Annotated in this window: 15 protein-coding genes; 4 read left to right on the forward strand and 11 right to left on the reverse strand. The window is 60.6% G+C overall.

All coding sequences use genetic code 11. The features are described from left to right. Nucleotides 1-20: 20 nt before the first annotated feature. A complete protein-coding gene (locus tag HGP12_RS18380) occupies nt 21-998 on the forward strand; it encodes a zinc-binding dehydrogenase (RefSeq protein ID WP_168840245.1) in 978 nt (325 codons plus the stop codon). Between the two features lie 182 nt (nt 999-1,180). Beyond that, complete coding sequence (locus tag HGP12_RS18385) at nt 1,181-3,523, forward strand: heavy metal translocating P-type ATPase (protein WP_168879586.1); 2,343 nt, start codon at nt 1,181-1,183, stop codon at nt 3,521-3,523. 135 nt (nt 3,524-3,658) lie between these two features. Here the strand turns inward: HGP12_RS18385 and HGP12_RS18390 are convergent, their stop codons facing one another. The 11 genes from HGP12_RS18390 to HGP12_RS18440 form a co-directional block, all read right to left on the reverse strand. Next, entirely contained in the window at nt 3,659-4,699 is a 1,041-nt protein-coding gene (locus HGP12_RS18390; RefSeq protein ID WP_168879587.1) for an LLM class flavin-dependent oxidoreductase, read from the reverse strand. Between the two features lie 12 nt (nt 4,700-4,711). After that, on the reverse strand, nt 4,712-5,650 hold the full coding sequence (locus tag HGP12_RS18395) for an ABC transporter substrate-binding protein (protein WP_168879588.1): 939 nt from the start codon (nt 5,648-5,650) through the stop codon (nt 4,712-4,714). Between the two features lie 77 nt (nt 5,651-5,727). Continuing rightward, on the reverse strand, nt 5,728-6,672 hold the full coding sequence (locus tag HGP12_RS18400) for an ABC transporter substrate-binding protein (protein WP_168879589.1): 945 nt from the start codon (nt 6,670-6,672) through the stop codon (nt 5,728-5,730). 92 nt (nt 6,673-6,764) lie between these two features. Beyond that, nucleotides 6,765-8,540 (reverse strand): amino acid ABC transporter permease/ATP-binding protein, encoded by a 1,776-nt coding sequence (locus HGP12_RS34515; RefSeq protein ID WP_168879590.1) that lies wholly within the window; start codon nt 8,538-8,540, stop codon nt 6,765-6,767. 40 nt (nt 8,541-8,580) lie between these two features. Beyond that, nucleotides 8,581-9,141 carry a GNAT family N-acetyltransferase gene (locus HGP12_RS18410; protein ID WP_168879591.1) on the reverse strand — a complete coding sequence of 187 codons (561 nt, stop codon included), beginning with the start codon at nt 9,139-9,141 and terminating at the stop codon, nt 8,581-8,583. Beyond that, entirely contained in the window at nt 9,138-10,337 is a 1,200-nt protein-coding gene (locus tag HGP12_RS18415) for a M20 aminoacylase family protein (RefSeq protein ID WP_168879592.1), read from the reverse strand. Before HGP12_RS18415 ends, HGP12_RS18410 begins: the two co-directional genes overlap by 4 nt. Nucleotides 10,338-10,352: 15 nt before the next feature. Continuing rightward, entirely contained in the window at nt 10,353-11,702 is a 1,350-nt protein-coding gene (locus tag HGP12_RS18420; protein ID WP_168879593.1) for an LLM class flavin-dependent oxidoreductase, read from the reverse strand. A gap of 23 nt (nt 11,703-11,725) precedes the next feature. Next, a complete protein-coding gene (locus tag HGP12_RS18425) occupies nt 11,726-12,718 on the reverse strand; it encodes an LLM class flavin-dependent oxidoreductase (protein WP_168879594.1) in 993 nt (330 codons plus the stop codon). A gap of 429 nt (nt 12,719-13,147) precedes the next feature. Further along, nucleotides 13,148-13,441, reverse strand: coding sequence for a toxin-activating lysine-acyltransferase (locus tag HGP12_RS18430; protein WP_168879595.1), 294 nt, complete (start codon nt 13,439-13,441; stop codon nt 13,148-13,150). Between the two features lie 59 nt (nt 13,442-13,500). Further along, on the reverse strand, nt 13,501-13,812 hold the full coding sequence (locus HGP12_RS18435; RefSeq protein WP_168840256.1) for a hypothetical protein: 312 nt from the start codon (nt 13,810-13,812) through the stop codon (nt 13,501-13,503). Between the two features lie 600 nt (nt 13,813-14,412). Beyond that, nucleotides 14,413-15,147, reverse strand: a complete 735-nt coding sequence (locus HGP12_RS18440; RefSeq protein ID WP_168879596.1) for a phosphotransferase — start codon at nt 15,145-15,147, stop codon at nt 14,413-14,415. Between the two features lie 241 nt (nt 15,148-15,388). Here HGP12_RS18440 and HGP12_RS18445 point away from each other — a divergent pair, with 241 nt between their 5' ends. Together HGP12_RS18445 and tauA are read left to right on the forward strand one after the other, a co-directional pair. Then, nucleotides 15,389-16,027 (forward strand): alpha/beta family hydrolase, encoded by a 639-nt coding sequence (locus tag HGP12_RS18445; protein WP_168879597.1) that lies wholly within the window; start codon nt 15,389-15,391, stop codon nt 16,025-16,027. A 312-nt stretch (nt 16,028-16,339) separates the two neighbouring features. Then, on the forward strand, nt 16,340-17,353 hold the full coding sequence (gene tauA, locus HGP12_RS18450) for a taurine ABC transporter substrate-binding protein (protein WP_168879598.1): 1,014 nt from the start codon (nt 16,340-16,342) through the stop codon (nt 17,351-17,353). Nucleotides 17,354-17,372: the final 19 nt, after the last annotated feature.

The following is a 17,372-nucleotide window of genomic DNA, read 5'->3' on the forward strand; positions in this document are numbered from 1 at the left end:
CAACACGCAAGGAATGCAAAATGCGCAGTGCCATCCACGATGTCTTCGGCGACCCGGCAGACGTCCTTTATCTGGCCGACATGCCGCTGCCCGAACCCGCCGCGGGAGACGTGCGCATTCGCACCATTCTCTCGCCGATCCATAATCACGACCTTTGGACAGTGCGCGGCGCCTATGGCTACAAACCTATACTGCCAGCGATCGGCGGCAGCGAGGCTGTCGGCTTCGTCGATGCCGTTGGCGCGGGCGTCGACAAGACGCTGATCGGCAAACGCGTCGTTGCGGCCGGCGTGCATGGCACCTGGGCCGAGCAATTCACGGCGCCGGCGGCCAGCCTCGTCCCCGTGCCCGACGCCATTACCGACGAGGCCGCGGCGCAGCTGATCGCCATGCCGTTCAGCGCCATCTCGCTGCTGGAATCCCTTAATGTCGAGCGCGGCGACTGGATCATCCAGAACGCCGCCAACGGCGCGGTCGGCAAGACGCTCGCCATGCTGGCCCGCAGCCGCGGCATCCATATGATCAATCTTGTTCGGCGCGACGGCGGCATTGACGAGCTGTCGGCATTCGGTATCGGCAACGCCGTGTCGACCGCTGCCTCCGAATGGAAGGCGAAAGTGCGTGCCATGATCGGCGATGCGCCGATCCGCGCCGCAGTGGACTCCGTCGGAGGCGTTGCGAGCAACGACCTTGCCGATCTGCTGGGTGAAAACGGTCTGCTGGTGTCCTTCGGCACTGCGGCCGGCAAGCCGATGCAGATCGCCTCGAGGGCTGTCATCTTCAAGCAGCTGACGATCAAGGGCTTCTGGGGCATCAAGGTCAGCGCCGCCATGTCGGCCGACGAGCGTCGGCGGCTCATCAGCGAACTGATCGCGCGGGTCGCGTCCGGCGAGGTCAAGCTGCCGGTGGAAGCCGCCTATGACATTACCGAAATCGCCCAGGCGGTGAAGTCTTCGCTGGCACCCGGCAAGGCCGGCAAGGTTCTGCTGAAGCTATAATTCCCTGTGGCAGCGCTCGCCGCCTGCAGGCTCTGCGGGCGGCATAAGCTGGCGTTGGCCCGCAATGGGATGTGGAAGCCGCCGGAGTGTTACGATCCCGTAAGAATCTGCAAACTGGCTCTTGTCCCTCTAGTAACTAGAGGATGTAGCAATGGTTCCGACAACAAACTCGGAACCGGAAGATGACGTCGACAACACAACAGAGCCGCTATCGTGTGGAAGGCATGGATTGCGCTTCCTGCGCCACGAAAATCGACACGGCCGTTCGCCGCCTGCAAGGCGTGGAGGACGTCTCCGTCTCGGTCACCGCAGGCACGATGACCGTCAGACATCAGGGCGATCCCGACCTGCTGCCGAGCATTGCAAAGCGCGTCTCAGGACTGGGCTACAAGGTTTTCCCGCTTCCGCAAAGCACCGTTGCCGCGCCGAAGGTGGCGGCGGATGATCACGCCTGCGGGTGCGGCCACGATCATCATGATCATAAGCCGGATGCCCGCGATCACGACCGTACCGGACATGTCCATGATCACGGCGATCACGGACATGGTACAGCCAGCCATAAGCACGATCACGCAGGGCATAGCCACGCATCGGAAGGGGCGGAGGCCGCTGTGGCGGGCCTTCACGGTCACGATCGCGGCCCAACGGCCGGCCCCTGGTGGAAATCGGCCAAGGGCCGCCTGACCATCGCGACCGGCGTGGCTGTCGCCGCTGCCTGGGGGATCGGGAAGCTCGTCCCCGCGCTGGAGGCCTGGTTCTTTACCGCGGCCATGCTTGTGGGGCTATTGCCAATTGCCCGGCGTGCCTTCATGGCCGCAAGGGTCGGAACGCCGTTCTCGATCGAAATGCTGATGACGATCGCGGCCATCGGCGCTGTTATCATCGGCGCCAGCGAAGAAGCCGCAGCCGTTGTCTTCCTGTTCCTGATCGGTGAACTGCTGGAAGGCGTTGCAGCCGGCAAGGCGCGCGCCAGCATTCAATCCCTGACGGGTCTTGTGCCCAAGACCGCGCAACTTGAAGAAAATGGCAAGACCCGCGAGGTCGAGGCCGAAAGCCTTGCCATTGGTGCCGTCATTCTGGTGCGCCCGGGCGACCGCATCCCGGCCGATGGCGTTATCCTCTCCGGCGAAAGCGCCATCGACGAGGCGCCGGTGACCGGCGAAAGCACGCCGGTGCGCAAGAGCGCCGACGCGACCGTCTTTGCCGGCACCGTCAACGGCGATGCCGCGCTGCGCATCCGCGTAACAGCGGCGGCATCCGACAATACCATCGCCCGCATCGTCAAGCTGGTCGAGGAGGCGCAGGAATCGAAGGCGCCGACCGAGCGCTTCATCGATCGCTTCTCCCGCTATTACACGCCCGGCGTCGTCGTTGTCGGCGCGCTCGTCGCAATCGTCCCTCCCCTGTTTCTCGGCGGCGGCTGGGGCGAGTGGGTCTACAAGGGCCTTGCGATCCTGCTGATCGGCTGCCCCTGCGCCCTCGTCATCTCGACGCCGGCGGCGATTGCTGCTTCGCTCTCCTCGGGCGCCCGGCGCGGCCTGCTGCTGAAGGGCGGCGCCGTGCTCGAGAATATCGGCAAGGTCACCGCCGTCGCGTTCGACAAGACGGGGACGCTCACCGAAGGCAAGCCCAAGGTCACCGATATCGTCGGTCTCGGCATGAGCGATACGGAAGTGCTGCGACTGGCGGCAGCGCTCGAAACCGGTTCCAGCCATCCGCTCGCCCGCGCGATCCTCGACCGTGCGGTTGCAGCCGGAACGGATGTCCCTCAGGTCATCGATGCAAAAGCCATCGGCGGCAAGGGCGTAAGCGGAACGGTCGATGGTCTGGACGTATTCCTCGGATCGCCGCAGGCGGCAGCCGACAAAGTGTCTTTGACTTCAGAGCAATCGGCCCGGATCGCGGCGCTCAACGATGAAGGAAAGACCGTTTCCATTCTCGTTGCCAAGGGCGGTGCCGCCGGCCTGCTGGCCATCCGTGACGAACCGCGCGCCGATACGGCCGCCGGCCTCAAGGCGCTTGCCGATGCGGGCATCAAGACGATCATGCTGACGGGTGACAACCAGCGCACGGCAGAGGCGATCGGCAAGACGCTTGACATCGAGGTTCGCGCGCAACTGTTGCCCGAAGACAAGCAGCGGATCGTCGGTGACCTGAAGCGACAAGGTTTCCGCGTTGCCAAGGTCGGCGACGGCATCAACGATGCGCCGGCCCTCGCAGCCGCCGATGTCGGGATTGCCATGGGCGGCGGGACCGACGTTGCACTGGAAACGGCTGATGCCGCCGTGCTGCACGGCCGCGTCGGCGACGTTATCGAAATGATCGACCTTTCCAGGCGGACGATGAGCAACATCGGTCAGAACATCACCATTGCGCTCGGCCTGAAGGGCCTCTTCCTCGTCACCACCATCATCGGCATCACCGGTCTCTGGCCGGCAATCCTCGCCGATACGGGCGCCACGGTGCTGGTCACCATGAATGCGCTGCGCCTGCTCGCCGTCAGACCGCGCCGGGTCGCCGCCTAGGATATCTACGAGCGCCGATGAATATGTCGGCGACCGTCTTTGCTGCTGTTGGAAATGGTGCCAACAATCGCGCCACGCCTTGCCGGCGGGTTCGGCGCTATTCGCCGATACCAGCTGGCGAATAGCTTATGGCCGTCAGGATACAGACCGCCGCAAGACCGTGGTTTCTTTCCAGCCGAGCTCCGGCGCGATTGCCGTCACGAAATCATGGAGGATCTGCCGATATTCCTCATCGTGAAACTCGTAAGGCAGCTCCAGCCGGAATTCGCTGACATGGGGCAGGATCGGATCCTTACGCAAGCGTTCGAGGATTTCTTCGGACGACCCCACAAGATCGCGCGCGAACAGCGTGCGTCGCTCGCCCTGAGGTGAAAGCGTGCGCTCGTAGCGGCCGGCGGCATAGGCCGTATAGCGTTTGCGCGTTATCGCATCGGCGCTATCGAATGGCACGACGACCCGGCCGAGTGCTACCCGCCTCGTATCGCCGCCAGACGCGCGATAGGTTTCCAGTTGTCGCGACTGCGCGACGGAGAAATCGTCGGTCTGCTCACCCGTCGTGACATTGCCGATCAGCAGATTGAAACCGTTGCGACCGGCCCATTTGGCCGAGCGCAGGGAGCCGCCGCCATACCAGATGCGATCGATCAGGCCCTTCGCATAGGGCTGAAGGCGCGGACGCTGCGGCCCGAACGGCGTCTTGATGAGCGTATCGTCATTGCCGACATAGGTCCCCCTCAGATTATCGGCAAAGCGCAGCACCCGCTGATGGGAGAAATCATGGCTCTCCCAATCGCCATCGAAAGCGAGCGGCCCGATCAGATCGGCATGCAGCGGACGACCAGCGCTGAGGCCGATGTTCAATCGTCCGCGCGACAGCACATCCACGGTCGCCAAATCTTCGGCAAGCCGATAGGGGCTCTCATAGCCGATGGGTATGACGGCAGTGCCAAGCTCGATATGGCGCGTTCGCTGCGTCGCGGCCGCGAGAAAGGCGCTCGCCGAGGAAATACCGGGTTCAAGATGACGCTGCCGCACCCAGGCGCTGTTGAATCCCCTCTCTTCGCCATGTTCGAGCAGTTGCAGGGTCTGTTCCAGGCCGGCTAACGGATCTTCGTCCGGATAGTTGCCTGGCGTGAGAAAGCCGACGTGGCTGATCGATGCGGCTTTACGGCTCATGCGGCTGTCTCCTCAAAACTTCGGCAGGCCCGGCGGATTGGTTTCCGATTTCGGCAAGGCTTCTTCCGCAAGATGCCAGTGGTCGAGGATCTTGGCGTAGGTGCCGTCCTTGATCAGCCCGTTTGTCGCAAGCGTCAGCGCCACCGCCAGACCGCTGCCCTTGCGCGTGGTGATCGCGACATCCGAGCGATCCGGCCAGCCGGCGCTCAGCGTGCCGACGCGCTTGATGTTCTTGTCGCGCGCGGCGATGTGGACGAGTTGCGCGTGCGGCTGCACGATGACGTCGGCGCGATTGGACTGGAGGGCCAGAAGACTTGCCGCATCGTCGTCGTAATATTGCAGCTCGATCGGCTTCAGGCCGGCTTTGACGTCTTCGTCGCTCCATTTCAGCAAGATGCGCTCTTGGTTCGTGCCGGCGCCGACGATGATGCGCAGACCGGCGGCATCCTTTGGCTCGTTGATCCCAGTGATCTTGCCGTCGGTCTTGACGAAGAAACCGTGCAGGCCCTGCCGATAGGTGGAGAAATCGAACTTCTCCTTGCGCTGCTCCGTGACGCCGACGTTAGATATCACGGCATCATATTTGCCCGAGGTCAGCCCCAGCGGCCAGTCGATCCAGGCGACCGGGACGAGTTCGAGCTTGAGACCGAGCGCATCGGCAACGGCATAGGCGTAGTCGGGATCGGCGCCGACCACAGTCTTCGCGTCCGTCGCATAGGTCGCAAGCGGCGGACCGCCCGGTGCGACCGCGACGGTGAAGGTGCCCGGCGTCACGAACTTGAAATCCTTCGGGATAGCGGCGATCACCGCCTCGTCCTTCGCTGCGTGGATGCGTCCGGGCTGTTCCGGGCTCAGATCGAAGTCTTCGGCAGCCATTGCCGGAGCAAGACCGGTCAAGGCAATTGCCACTGCGGCGGCAAACGTAGTTCTGAAAGTCGTGCGGATGGTCACGGAACCTGTCTCTCCATTTGAGATGGATGGGAGCGGACCGGCGCGAGCCCCACTGACGCCGGTCCGCCCGACCAACATTACGAACCGCTCTTCGGCAGGCCCGCAGGGTTGGTCTTGGATTGATCGATCCCTTCGGCCGTCAGGCTCCAGTGCTTCAGCACTTCGCCATACTTGCCATTCTTGATCAGATCGTTGAGTGCGAGGGTAACGGCATCGGCAAGGCCGGCGCCCTTCTTAGTCGTCACGGCGATTTCGGCCGTCAGCGGCCAGCCGCCGGAGACGATGCCGACAAGCTTCCTCGTGCCGTTGATGGAGGCGTTATACGCCTGCGTCGCATTCGGATTGAACTCGACATCGGCGCGGCCAGACTGTAGCGCGAGATCGGCGGCGGCGCGGTCGTCGTAATACTGCACCTCGATCGGCTTCAGGCCCGCCGCCACGTTCTGGCGATCCCATTCGAGTATGATCTTCTCCTGGTTGGTGCCGGCGCCGGTGATCACCTTGAGGCCGGCGACATCCTTCGGCTCCTTGATCTCGGTGATCTTGCTGCCGGCCTTCACGTAAAAGCCGAGCACGTCCTTGCGATAGGTGGAGAAATCGAACTTCTCCTTGCGTTCTTCCGTGACCGTCACGTTGGAAATGACGGCGTCATACTTGCCGGAGGAGACGCCGAGCGGCCAGTCTTCCCAGGCAACCGGCACGAGATCGAGCTGCAGGCCGAGGGAATCGGCGAGCAACTGCGCAATATCCGGATCGGCACCCACGACGGTCTTGGCGTCGGTCGCATAGGTGGCGATCGGCGGATCCCAAGGGTTGATCGCCACCGTGAGTTTGCCTGAATTGACGAACTTAAAACCGGGAGCGATCGCCTTGATCGCTGCCTCGTCCTTCTCAGCGCGAACACGATTGGACGTATCCGGGCTCAGATTGAACTTTTCAGCCGCGCCTGCTGTCGTGCAGTTCATCGCTGCCGCCGTCAGAACGCCCGCAACGACATATTTCGCTCTCTCAATAAATGTCATTTCCCGTCTCCTTTTCAATTATAGGTTGTTGATATTATTATCATTATCCGGACGCCTGCTGTGTCAGAGCGTCCAATGTCTACTTGCTGCTGCTAGAGAACCTTGGCGAGGAAGGCGCGGGTGCGTTGATGTCTCGCATCGTTGAAGACCTGCCCCGGCGAGCCGGTCTCAAGAATGTGTCCGCCTTCCATGAAGACGACGGTATCGGCGACCTCGCGAGCAAAACCGATTTCGTGGGTGACGATGACGAGAGTGGTGCCGGTGCGCGCCAGTTCCTTGATCACGTCGAGGACTTCGCCGACGAGCTCCGGATCGAGCGCCGAGGTCGGCTCATCGAACAGCAGCACCTTCGGCCGCAGCGCCAGCGCGCGGGCGATGGCGACGCGCTGCTGCTGGCCGCCGGAAAGCTGGCGGGGATAGGCATCGATCTTGTCGCTCAGCCCGACGCGGGCCAAAAGCTCCTGCGCAAAAGTGATAGCGTCGTCGCGGCTCAATCCCCGCACTTGAATCGGCGCTTCGATAATGTTTTCCAAAACAGTGAGATGCGGGAACAAGTTGAAGTTCTGGAAGACCATGCCGATGTCCGTCCGGCGCTTCAGAATATCCTTCTCCTTGAGCTCATAGAGCACGTCGCCCTTTTGCGTGTAGCCGACCAGTTCGCCGTCCACGGAGATGAAACCACTGTCGACCCGTTCCAGATGATTGATGGCGCGCAGCAGGGTTGATTTCCCCGAGCCCGACGGGCCGATGATTGCCGTCACGCTGCCGGCCGGCAAATTGAGCTCGATATCGTCAAGAACCTTCAGCGTGCCGAAGCTCTTCGAAATGCCATGAATGCGCACGGCACCACCCCTGGCACGCCAGTCGGCAGCACCCGTCCGGCTTCCAAGCGTCACGCCACTTACCCTTGCCGATGCGACCGGCGGACGACGGAAGCGCTGGAAATAGGACTGGAAGGGCAAAGGCGTCGGATTGCGCACCGCACCCTTGGAGAAATAGCGCTCGATATAGTGCTGGGCGATCGACAGCACCGTCATGATGACGAGATACCAGACCGTCGCCACCATCAACAGCGGAATGACTTCCAGATTGCGGCGGTAGATGACCTGCACCGTGTAGAAGAGCTCCGGCAGGGCGAGCACGTAGACCATGGACGTGCTCTTGGCGAGGCCGATGATCTCGTTGAAACCCGTGGGAAGGATGGAGCGCATCGCCTGCGGCAAGATGATGCGGAACGCCTGGCGACGGCGCGATAGGCCGAGGGCGGCGGCCGCTTCCAACTGGCCCTGGTCGACGGAGAGGATGCCGCCGCGAACGATTTCGGCAAAGAAAGCCGACTGGTTGAGCGTCAATCCGAGGAAGGCCGCTGCAAATGGCGTCAGCAGCTGCGTAGTCGGATAATCGAAGAGGACCTTGCCGGTGAAAGGGACGCCGATGCTAATAGTTTCATAAAGATAACCAAGATTGTTGAGAATTAACAGTAACACAATCATCGGGATTGAACGCAGCAGCCAGATATAGCCCCAGGAGAGGCTTGCAAGCAGCGGCGACTTCGACACGCGCGCCAGCGCCAGCGCAGTTCCGAGAATGGAGCCGGACACGGCCGCAAGCGCCGTCAGCAGCAAAGTCCTGCCGAGACCTACCAGCACGGGCTCGGCAAAGAACCATTGGGCAAAAACGGCCCAGCCCCACCGCGGATTGGTGAAGGTGGAATAGAGAACGACCGCTATGACGAGCGCGGCAAAGATCGTGCCGGCCGTGCGTCCGGGGTGTCTCGCAGGCACGATGCGATAACGCGAATAGTCAGTCTTCGTCTCGGCGGCTCCAGTGCCTCGATCGACACCCGCAAAATCCGTCGTCAGCGCCATGATACTTACCCCTTTATGATTGTGATTGACCTGTTCGCCGCTATCGACCGGCTGCGGCCAGTCGCTGCCGTGAGCCGGAGGCTTCGGCGACGTAGGACAAGGCCAGATGGCTGATATCCTTCTCGAAAGGCAGGCTCTTGTAGACTTCCGGATCGACCGAAGTGTCGAAGAGCGCGGTGTAGCCATTGGTGAGATAAAGACCGACCGCCTCGGGCTGGCGGAAACCTGTCGTCAGATAGATGCGGCGATAGCCCTGCCGCCCTGCCTGCGCTTCCAGCTCCACCAGCAGCTTCCGTGCCAAGCCCTGACGACGCAGATCGTGCCGGGTCCATATCCGTTTGAATTCGGCGGTCTGGTCGTCATAGTGCTTGAAGGCTCCGCCGCCGATCGTCTCGCCATCGCGCAACAGAAGCAGGAAATTGCCATCCGGTGGCGCGAAGGCCTCCGGCGGATAGCGGTTGAGTTCGGCAGCCGCCCCTTCGGCATTGAAATAGTTGCCGTAGCGGCTGTCATACTCATGGATCAGTTCGTCGATCAGCGGCTTGGCGCGTGGATCGAGCGGGGTCGTATAGAGAAACGTATCGCTCATGTCGGTCGTCACCTGTTGTCATCCGCAAGGAAGGTTTCGGCGAGCCGCACCCAGTAGCGGGCTGCGGGTGCAATGATCGCGTCGTTGAAGTTGTATTGGGCGCTATGCAGGGGCGCGCTATCGCCGTTGCCGACAAAGAGATAACTCCCTGGCTTCGCCTCCAGCATGAAGGCGAAATCTTCGCTTGCCGTCCGCGGCCGGAAATCCGTTTCCACGGCGGCAGTTCCAAGCGTCTTCAAGGCGACATCACGGGCGAAGGCGGTTTCATCGGCATGATTGACGAGTGCCGGAAAACCGAGGCGGTAATTGACCTCGGTCACCGCGCCGAAGCTTTCCGCCTGCGCCCGCGCCAGCGCCGGAATCCGCTCCTGCAGCTTCGCGCGCACCTTTTCGCTGAAAGCGCGCATGGTCAGCTTCATCTCGACGCTTTCGGGAATGACGTTCGAAGCAGAACCTGCATGAATGGATCCCACGGTCGCGACCGCCATATCCTGCGGATCGATGTTGCGGGAAACAACACTTTGAAGTGCCGTGATGAAGGAGGCGGAAGCCAGCACGGGATCGACGGCACGATGCGGCTCGGCGCCATGGCCGCCCTTTCCGACGATCCTGATAACGGCCTGATCGACGGAGGCCATAGCCGGACCGGCAACGAAGCCGAACTGGCCCGCCGGGACATCAGGCCAATTATGCAGCCCGAAGACGGCATCGACCGGAAAGCGATCGAAAAGCCCTTCCGACAGCATCTTGCGCGCACCGGCGCCGATCTCTTCGGCCGGCTGGAAGATAAGCCGCAAGGTGCCGCTGAAATTGCCGTTTTCGGCGAGATAGCGGGCGGCCGCCAGGAGGATCGACGTGTGCCCATCGTGGCCGCAGGCATGCATGACGCCGGGGTTGCTGCTGGCATAGTCTAGCCCGGTCGCCTCTTCGATGGGCAGCGCATCCATGTCGGCACGAATGCCGATGCTACGCTTCCCGTCGCCCCGCTTCAGGGTCGCAACGACACCCGTGCCGGCTATGCCTGTCGCGACGTCGTAGCCCCAGTCGGCAAGGAACGAGGCAACCTTCTTGGCGGTTCGATGCTCCTGGAAGGCGAGCTCGGGATATTGGTGCAGATCGTGCCTCAGCGCGATGATCTCATCGAGGTATGCAGCGATGCCTGTCTCGACTTGGTCGATGACCGAAGCGGGCTTGATGATGGCGTTCATGGCGATCGTCCGGGCTCAGGCGCCCACGGCCTTTGCGGGTTCGATGCCATCCTGTTCCGCCGCGTAACGGCTTTCGCGGAATGGCAAGCCAAGGTGATCGCGCAGCGTCTCGCCTTTCAGCGTGGGCTCGAAGTAGCCGCGCGCCGTCAGGATCGGTAGGACATGCTTGGAGAAATCGTCGAAGCCTTCGCCGATCACCGGGAAACCGAGGATAAAGCCGTCAGCACCCTCTTCGTCCACCCAGCGGATGATTTCAGCGGCAATATGCTCGGCGGTGCCGATGAATGAGGTTCGCGGTGTTGCCGCATCGAGCGCCACCTCGCGCAGCGTGAGCCCCTTCTCCCGGGCGGTCTTTTTGATCCGGTCGGTCGTGGCGCGGAAATTGTTGCGGCCGATGTCACCGAGATCGGGAAACTGCTCATCCAGTGGATAGACGCTGAAGTCATGATGGTCGAAGAAGCGACCGAGATAGGCGAGCGCCTCCTCGATGGTGACGAGATTGCGGATTGCCTGATACTTGGCGTCCGCCTCCTCCTGCGTCGCTCCAACGATCGGGCCGATACCCGGAAAGATGCCGACATCGGCGGCACTGCGGCCATGTGCGATCGCGCTTTGCTTCACCTGCGTGTAGAAGATCTTGGCGTCTTCGAGCGGTCCGCCGTTGGTGAAGACGGCATCGGCGTGCTTGCCGGCCAGCCGGATGCCGGAATCGGAGGCTCCGGCCTGGAACACCACCGGCTGCCCCTGTTTGGAACGACCGATATTAAGGGGACCTTCGATGCGGAAGAACCGGCCCTTGTGGTTCAGGCGATGCAGCTTGGATTTGTCGGCATAGACGCCGGTCTCGCGGTCACGCACGAAGGCATCGTCGTCCCAGGAATCCCACAGGCCCTTGATGGCGTCGAGATATTCGTCGGCGATCTCGTAGCGCAGCTCGTGCTCGGGATGCTCGCGGATGTAGTTGCGGCCGGAGCCTTCGAGCGGTGAGGTCACGGCGTTCCAGCCGGCGCGGCCGCCGCTGATGAGATCGAGCGAGGCAAATTGCCGGGCAATGGTGAAGGGATCGCTGTAGGAGGTCGAAACGGTGCCGACCAGGCCGAGCTTCGTCGTGAAAGCAGCGAGCGCGGACAGGATGGTCAGCGGCTCGAACCGGTTAAGGAAATGCGGGATGGATTGCTCGTTGATATAGAGCCCATCGGCGACGAAAGCGAAGGCAATGCCGGCATCCTCCGCTTTGCGGGCGGTTTTCACGAAGAAGTTGAGATTGGTGCTGGCGTCGGCCGGGACGCTCGGGTGCTTCCAGGCATTCATGTGGCCGCCCGGGCCTTGCAGCATGATACCGAAGGTGACGTGTTTTTGAGCCATGATGATCCTCCTGGGATAGGCGCTCAGGCGACGAGCGAAAGGCGTTCTTTGGCAAGCAATTCTATGGAGTTCAGCCGTTCGGCGGCGGTCAGCGCCGGCGTGTCGAGCACGAATTCCTCGACGCCGTAGCGATGATGAAGCGTGTCGAGTTCGTCGCGGATCTGCGCCGCCGTGCCGTGCAGCACGCTCGGCACCTTCTCTTCGGTCCGGAAGTCGGAGAAGCCCGCCTGACGCGCAAACTCCGCCGCCTGCTCCTGGGTGCCGACATTGACGCTCTGGCCATTGGGCAGGAAAAGCTTGACGATGCGCAGCTGGCCGACGCGCTCCCGGGCATGGGCCTCGCTTTCGGCGGCGAAGGCGGCGAGCGCCAGGATCGGCACCTTGCCGCCGCTCGCATGGTCATAAGCTTCGAAGGTCTTCCGCAGGTTTTCGGGATCGCCGTTCAGATGGCCGGCAAACACCAACCTCCAGCCTTTCTCCGCGGCAAGCTTCGCGCTTTCGACGCTGGCGCCAAGCAGGAAGCGTTCGGGCGAACGCGGCGGAAACGGCGTTGCCAGCGCGCCGTCGGAGTGGGGATCGGCGGCAAGGTAGGTGTTGATGTCGGAGAGTTGCTCCGCGAAATCCGGCTTCTTCTCGGGATCGAAGGCGCGCTGTAATGCGCGGGTCGAGAGCGGAAATCCGCCCGGCGCCTTGCCGACGCCGAGATCGACGCGGCCGGGTGCCAGCGAGGCCAGGAGATTGAAGGCCTCCGCGACCTTGTAGGCACTGTAATGCTGCAGCATCACGCCGCCGGAACCGATGCGGATCTTCGAAGTGCGGGCGAGAAGATAGGCGATCAGAACTTCGGGTGCCGAACTTGCGAGGTTCGCCATATTATGGTGCTCGGCAACCCAGAAGCGATGATAGCCAAGTTCTTCGGCCCTTACGGCCAGACGCGTCGTGGCGCCAAGCGCATCGTTGGCGTCAAGCCCCTGTTCGATCGGGCTCTTGTCGAGAAGGCTAAGGAGATAAGACATGCCGTTTCATCCATGTTTGCGTCCAATGCCGACCATGGGACGCTATAGTCTATAAAAAACATAGATTTTAAGTTATTTAAGAAACAGCTTTCTTTTTCTTCCGCCGGATGCGGAAAAAATCGGCAGTCGCCGACGGGATGTGGATGGGGCGGCAACAAATGTCACCAGACTGGAGGTTAGGCGACCACTTGCGCCTTTAAAAATGTCACGGACGAATAGTTGCCGCGAAAAGGAGACTTTGCGTCACAAGGTTGGAAGAAGATCGCTGTGCCTAACTGCGCAGGCATATATCGGGGTATCGTTGACGAAACCACGCACGCGCAGCGGGCAAGCACCGCATTAGCGAATGTTGCACCACTTCTTAATTCGATTGATCGAACCATCCGGGTTGCGCTTGATCGAATAGCCATTCTGACCCGAGAAATGATTTTACCGCAGGTCTCGAATGACCATGGCGGCATCACCATGCGGTGCGACAACGTCAATGAACCAAAGGTTGTCGCCTGATGCCCATTTTGATTCATCAGGAGTGAGGCCGTCGGACATCAACTTCAGGTGGGTGACGTCGTCGACGAGTGCCCATGTCACAAAGGCCTTGGGATTGTCCGGTCCGAAAAAGTAAATCTTGCACTGGCCCGTCTTGAGTGCGGGAACGAAGTTTCTTTCCAGGTCGGCGAGCAACCAGCGTCGGTGAAGCGGAGATTGAAGCGCCAGAAATGCCATACTCCCCAGTGCCTCCGTTGCACCCAATTTTCTGACCGATGAAGTCGCATCTATTGGTGTCATCGCTCCTTCAATCCATTTTGAATTGCCTTCGTAATAGGTTCAAAAAAGTAGGAAATGAGCCTGCGCGTTGACGTGACGACGTCGACGGTCACTGTCATGCCTGGTGAAAAGCCAATGTCCTTGCCGTCCACCCGTAATTCGGACTTATCGAGCCGAAGGCGTTCCTCAGACTCGTCTGGCTCGACTTCATACTCGCAAGGTGTAGGCGTGGGCGTGAAAGACGGATATAGCTTCGACGGCCAAGTTGCCGCATCGAAAGATCCCAGCAACAATCCGGGATTCAGCAGATCTGCTCTTGGTTCTGTCATCGGGAGCGGAGCGCCAGATCCTTCTGGTTACACGGCAATGGGCGATTACGGGGGTGGCGGTTCACCCTCGAACAACGGCAGGGATAGTTCCGGCGGCAGATAGCGAACCCAAAAGGGTTTCTTGAAACGGGAGAGCGGCTGTGTCCTTGAGCTTTGCGTTCATTTTTAAGACAACGCTGCTCGCCTTCTTTGAGGAAATGACAAAGTTTCTGACGGTCTGAATTTTCAGACGTACGCCCTATCCATTTATCGGCTTGTTTCTCTTCGCCATATTTGAAGGTGCCTTGCAGTTCTCGGCAGTATCACAGCATCTTCTCTATCTCGGTATTGGGTCTCAACTCTTATCTGTCACACTTGCCATATACTTACTGTCTTTCACAAAATTTTTCCACGTCGCAACAAGCTACGTATATCTCAAATCGGTCGCTCCAATCTTGGCTCTCATCTATTGTACACTATGACATACGGCAGCCAACTTGGTATATCTGCCTACGCTTTCTTTAACTTATTACTTACTAATCCCGTTGCTAGACTTCTTATCAAGCTTCGCAGCTATGCGGTCGCCGGACGTTCCGGCGCGCATCGATCCGCCGAGAGCGCTCAGACTGCTCGAACTTCGGCGAGCCGCCTGACTGCGTAGTCGTCCTGCCAGCAAACAGTGGCTTCCCAGGCGGCTGACGCTTGCGCGGCGACATCATAGGCATCGGCGTCGAGATCGGCGGCGTTGTCGGGCAGCACCAGATCAAGATCGGGGACGTCGACGTGAGACTCATCCCAGTCGATCAAAGCGACGCGATCCGCCGTCATGCGGATGTTGCCAGGATTGCTTGGGTTGCTGTGGACAACGCAGGTCTGACGCCCGATTAGCCGCGCCCACGCTGCTCGACATCGAGTAACGCCCTCCGGCGGCATCGCGGCAAGATTGACCCTCGTTCCCGCTTCGGCATGCAGGAGGTCGATCGAGGACTTCCAACCGGGGCGCTGCGGCCAACCTTTCGTCAACCCATGCAGCTTGCGTAGCGTATCGGCGACGCGACGCCAATCGGACCCCGTCTTCGGCGGTCCGCCTTCGATGTATTTCATCACCACCAGACCGTCCGCGAACAGGCGGCCGTCGGCCGTGGGGATCGGCACTGGAACGATCATACCCGCACGATCGAGGTGTTGGAGGAGCTCGGTTTCCCACGCGAGATCATCGTCGCTCCTGGAGCCGAGGCGGCCGACCGCGATCTGTCCGCGAACGCGAACGCTCCAGACGTCGTTGGCAACGCCGCCAGTGAGTGGTTCGATACGAACCGCATCTTCATCCCATTGCCGGAGAGCTTCCCATCCCATTGGCGATACCCCTGGCGGCATAGTTAGTGCTTCACTTCATTGACCGCAGGCGCGAGCAACGTCAATGAACTTAAGCTTAGCAAGCTCCGCAAGTCTACGTTGCTATGTCCGCTTTCGGGATCTCTAGCAGCTTGCTATGCGCTTCAGGCGGTGGCTCCTCGCCATCGATTCCGAGGTTTGCTAACAAGACGCCAGCGGCGCAGCGCTTCCTCTGCGACGCTACGAACCGGGAGAATCCTGAATGCCTTACCATTTCCTCGTCAATGGTCCCGAAGATGCCAAGGTCACTATCGTTCTCGCGCATGGGGCGGGTGGCGCAATGGACACGAAATGGATGGAAGCCATGTCCGCGGCGCTTGTCCGCAAAGGCTTACGAATTATCCGGTTCGAGTTTGATTACATGTCGGCACGGCGCTCTTCGGGGAAGCGGTCCCCGCCACCTCGAGCAGAGCTCCTGAATCAGGAATTCAAAACCGTGATCGATGAAGTCGGTTCAGGGGGGACACTCGTCATCGCGGGGAAATCCATGGGCGGACGTGTGGCGAGTATGATCGCGGACGATCTTCGCAATGCGGGACGGATTTCTGGACTCCTTTGTCTTGGCTATCCTTTCCATCCAATAGGAAAACCGGAGAACCTGCGGACCGCCCATCTCGCAAACATCAAGACGCCTACGCTCATCTGTCAGGGAACTCGCGACCTATTCGGATCGCGGGAAGAAGTCTCTACGTACGAGCTCTCCAAAATGATCGAGATTCTCTGGCTGGAGGATGGAGACCATGACTTCACGCCACGAAAGGCCGTATCCGGTCTGACGTCCGCAGAGCATATCGCAATCGTTGCCGATCACGTAGCCCGATGGGCCTCTGCGCTGCGTTGATCGGCAGAAGGTAAAGGCGCGCCCAAGCCGCGATTTGCAAGCATTCCGCCGGCGAGATCAAACACCTGATTCAGGGCGGCTCTTTCAATACCCGCCTCATCCGTCTCGGTTGCCCACTTCAGCAGTGCTCTTCGCCTTTCCTCTATAAAAATATGACGTCGCTGCGCTCGTCATGGAGTCAGAGAAACAATTCCCCTTATAGTCTATAAAAATAGTTTGTTATTTCTGTCGATGACCCCGTTATCTTCGCTAGGTTCAGCTTATCGAACTTAGGGAACCGCCGGAAACCTTGCTCCGGCCAAGGGGACAAACATGAATTTCAAGCAACTGATCGCTGCGGCCGCATTTGGTCTCGCCAGCATTTCCATCGCATCCGTTGCGGCTGCGGCGGACAAGAAAGTCGTTGTCGGCTACCAAACCGATGCCCTGCCCTCCTCCGTCGCGATCGTCAATGGCGAATTCGCCAAGGAGACGGGCTACGCAATCGATTTCCGCAAATTCAATTCCGGAGCCGAGATCTTTGCCGCCATCGCATCCGGCGACGTCCAGATCGGCTATGTCGGCTCAAGCCCGTTTGCGGCGGCCGCCTCGCGCGGACTTGACATGAAGGCTTTCTACCTCTCCTCCATCTCGGGCGTCGACGAGGCTCTCGTGGTGCGTAACGGCTCCGGCATCAATACGCTTGCCGATCTGAAGGGCAAGAAGCTCGCGGCAGCACCGGTTTCGACTGATCACTATCAGCTGCTCGCCCTCATCAAGTCCCTCGGCCTGACGGAAAAGGACGTGCAGGTCTTTGCTATCCCGCAGCCGGAAATCGTCGCAAGCTACAATCGCGGTGATATCGACGGCGGCTTCGTCTGGGATCCGGCGTTGACGGAGCTGAAGAAGAACGGCAAGGTGCTGGTAACATCCAAGGATGTCGCCGACAAGGGCGCTCCGACCTTCTCCGCCTGGGTTGCAACCTCGAAATTCGCGGCCGACAACCCGCAGTTCCTGAGAGCCTACGCCTCGGTCATCAACAAGTACTACGCCTCCTTCGTGGCCGACAAGGCTGCATGGGGACCGGACAGCGAGAATGCAAAGGCGCTTGCCAAGCTTCTCGGCGGCACGGCCGATCAGCAAGCCGCCGCCCTGAAAAATCTCACCCTTTTGACGCCCGACGTACAGGCATCGGCTGACTGGCTCGGCGGCGGCGACAAGTCCGGGGCGGCCAGGATCCTCAAGGACACAGCGACCTTCCTGAAGAGCCAGGGGAAAGTCTCCGAGGTCCTGCCGAATTACGGCGCATTCGTCACCGCTGACGCGCTTACGAGCGCAAGCAACTGATCCTCCCTGGCACCGGCGC

This window comes from Rhizobium sp. P28RR-XV (assembly GCF_012641385.1).
GTDB lineage: Bacteria > Pseudomonadota > Alphaproteobacteria > Rhizobiales > Rhizobiaceae > Rhizobium.

Bases quoted from the DNA above. Each gene is read 5' to 3' on its own strand.
- HGP12_RS18435 (WP_168840256.1), bottom strand. From the start codon at position 13,812: ATGACAGAACCAAGAGCAGATCTGCTGAATCCCGGATTGTTGCTGGGA.
- tauA (WP_168879598.1), top strand. From the start codon at position 16,340: ATGAATTTCAAGCAACTGATCGCTGCGGCCGCATTTGGTCTCGCCAGC.
- HGP12_RS18415 (WP_168879592.1), bottom strand. From the start codon at position 10,337: ATGAACGCCATCATCAAGCCCGCTTCGGTCATCGACCAAGTCGAGACA.
- HGP12_RS34515 (WP_168879590.1), bottom strand. From the start codon at position 8,540: ATGGCGCTGACGACGGATTTTGCGGGTGTCGATCGAGGCACTGGAGCC.
- HGP12_RS18380 (WP_168840245.1), top strand. From the start codon at position 21: ATGCGCAGTGCCATCCACGATGTCTTCGGCGACCCGGCAGACGTCCTT.
- HGP12_RS18420 (WP_168879593.1), bottom strand. From the start codon at position 11,702: ATGGCTCAAAAACACGTCACCTTCGGTATCATGCTGCAAGGCCCGGGC.
- HGP12_RS18390 (WP_168879587.1), bottom strand. From the start codon at position 4,699: ATGAGCCGTAAAGCCGCATCGATCAGCCACGTCGGCTTTCTCACGCCA.
- HGP12_RS18385 (WP_168879586.1), top strand. From the start codon at position 1,181: ATGACGTCGACAACACAACAGAGCCGCTATCGTGTGGAAGGCATGGAT.
- HGP12_RS18430 (WP_168879595.1), bottom strand. From the start codon at position 13,441: ATGGCATTTCTGGCGCTTCAATCTCCGCTTCACCGACGCTGGTTGCTC.
- HGP12_RS18440 (WP_168879596.1), bottom strand. From the start codon at position 15,147: ATGGGATGGGAAGCTCTCCGGCAATGGGATGAAGATGCGGTTCGTATC.
- HGP12_RS18400 (WP_168879589.1), bottom strand. From the start codon at position 6,672: ATGACATTTATTGAGAGAGCGAAATATGTCGTTGCGGGCGTTCTGACG.
- HGP12_RS18425 (WP_168879594.1), bottom strand. From the start codon at position 12,718: ATGTCTTATCTCCTTAGCCTTCTCGACAAGAGCCCGATCGAACAGGGG.
- HGP12_RS18445 (WP_168879597.1), top strand. From the start codon at position 15,389: ATGCCTTACCATTTCCTCGTCAATGGTCCCGAAGATGCCAAGGTCACT.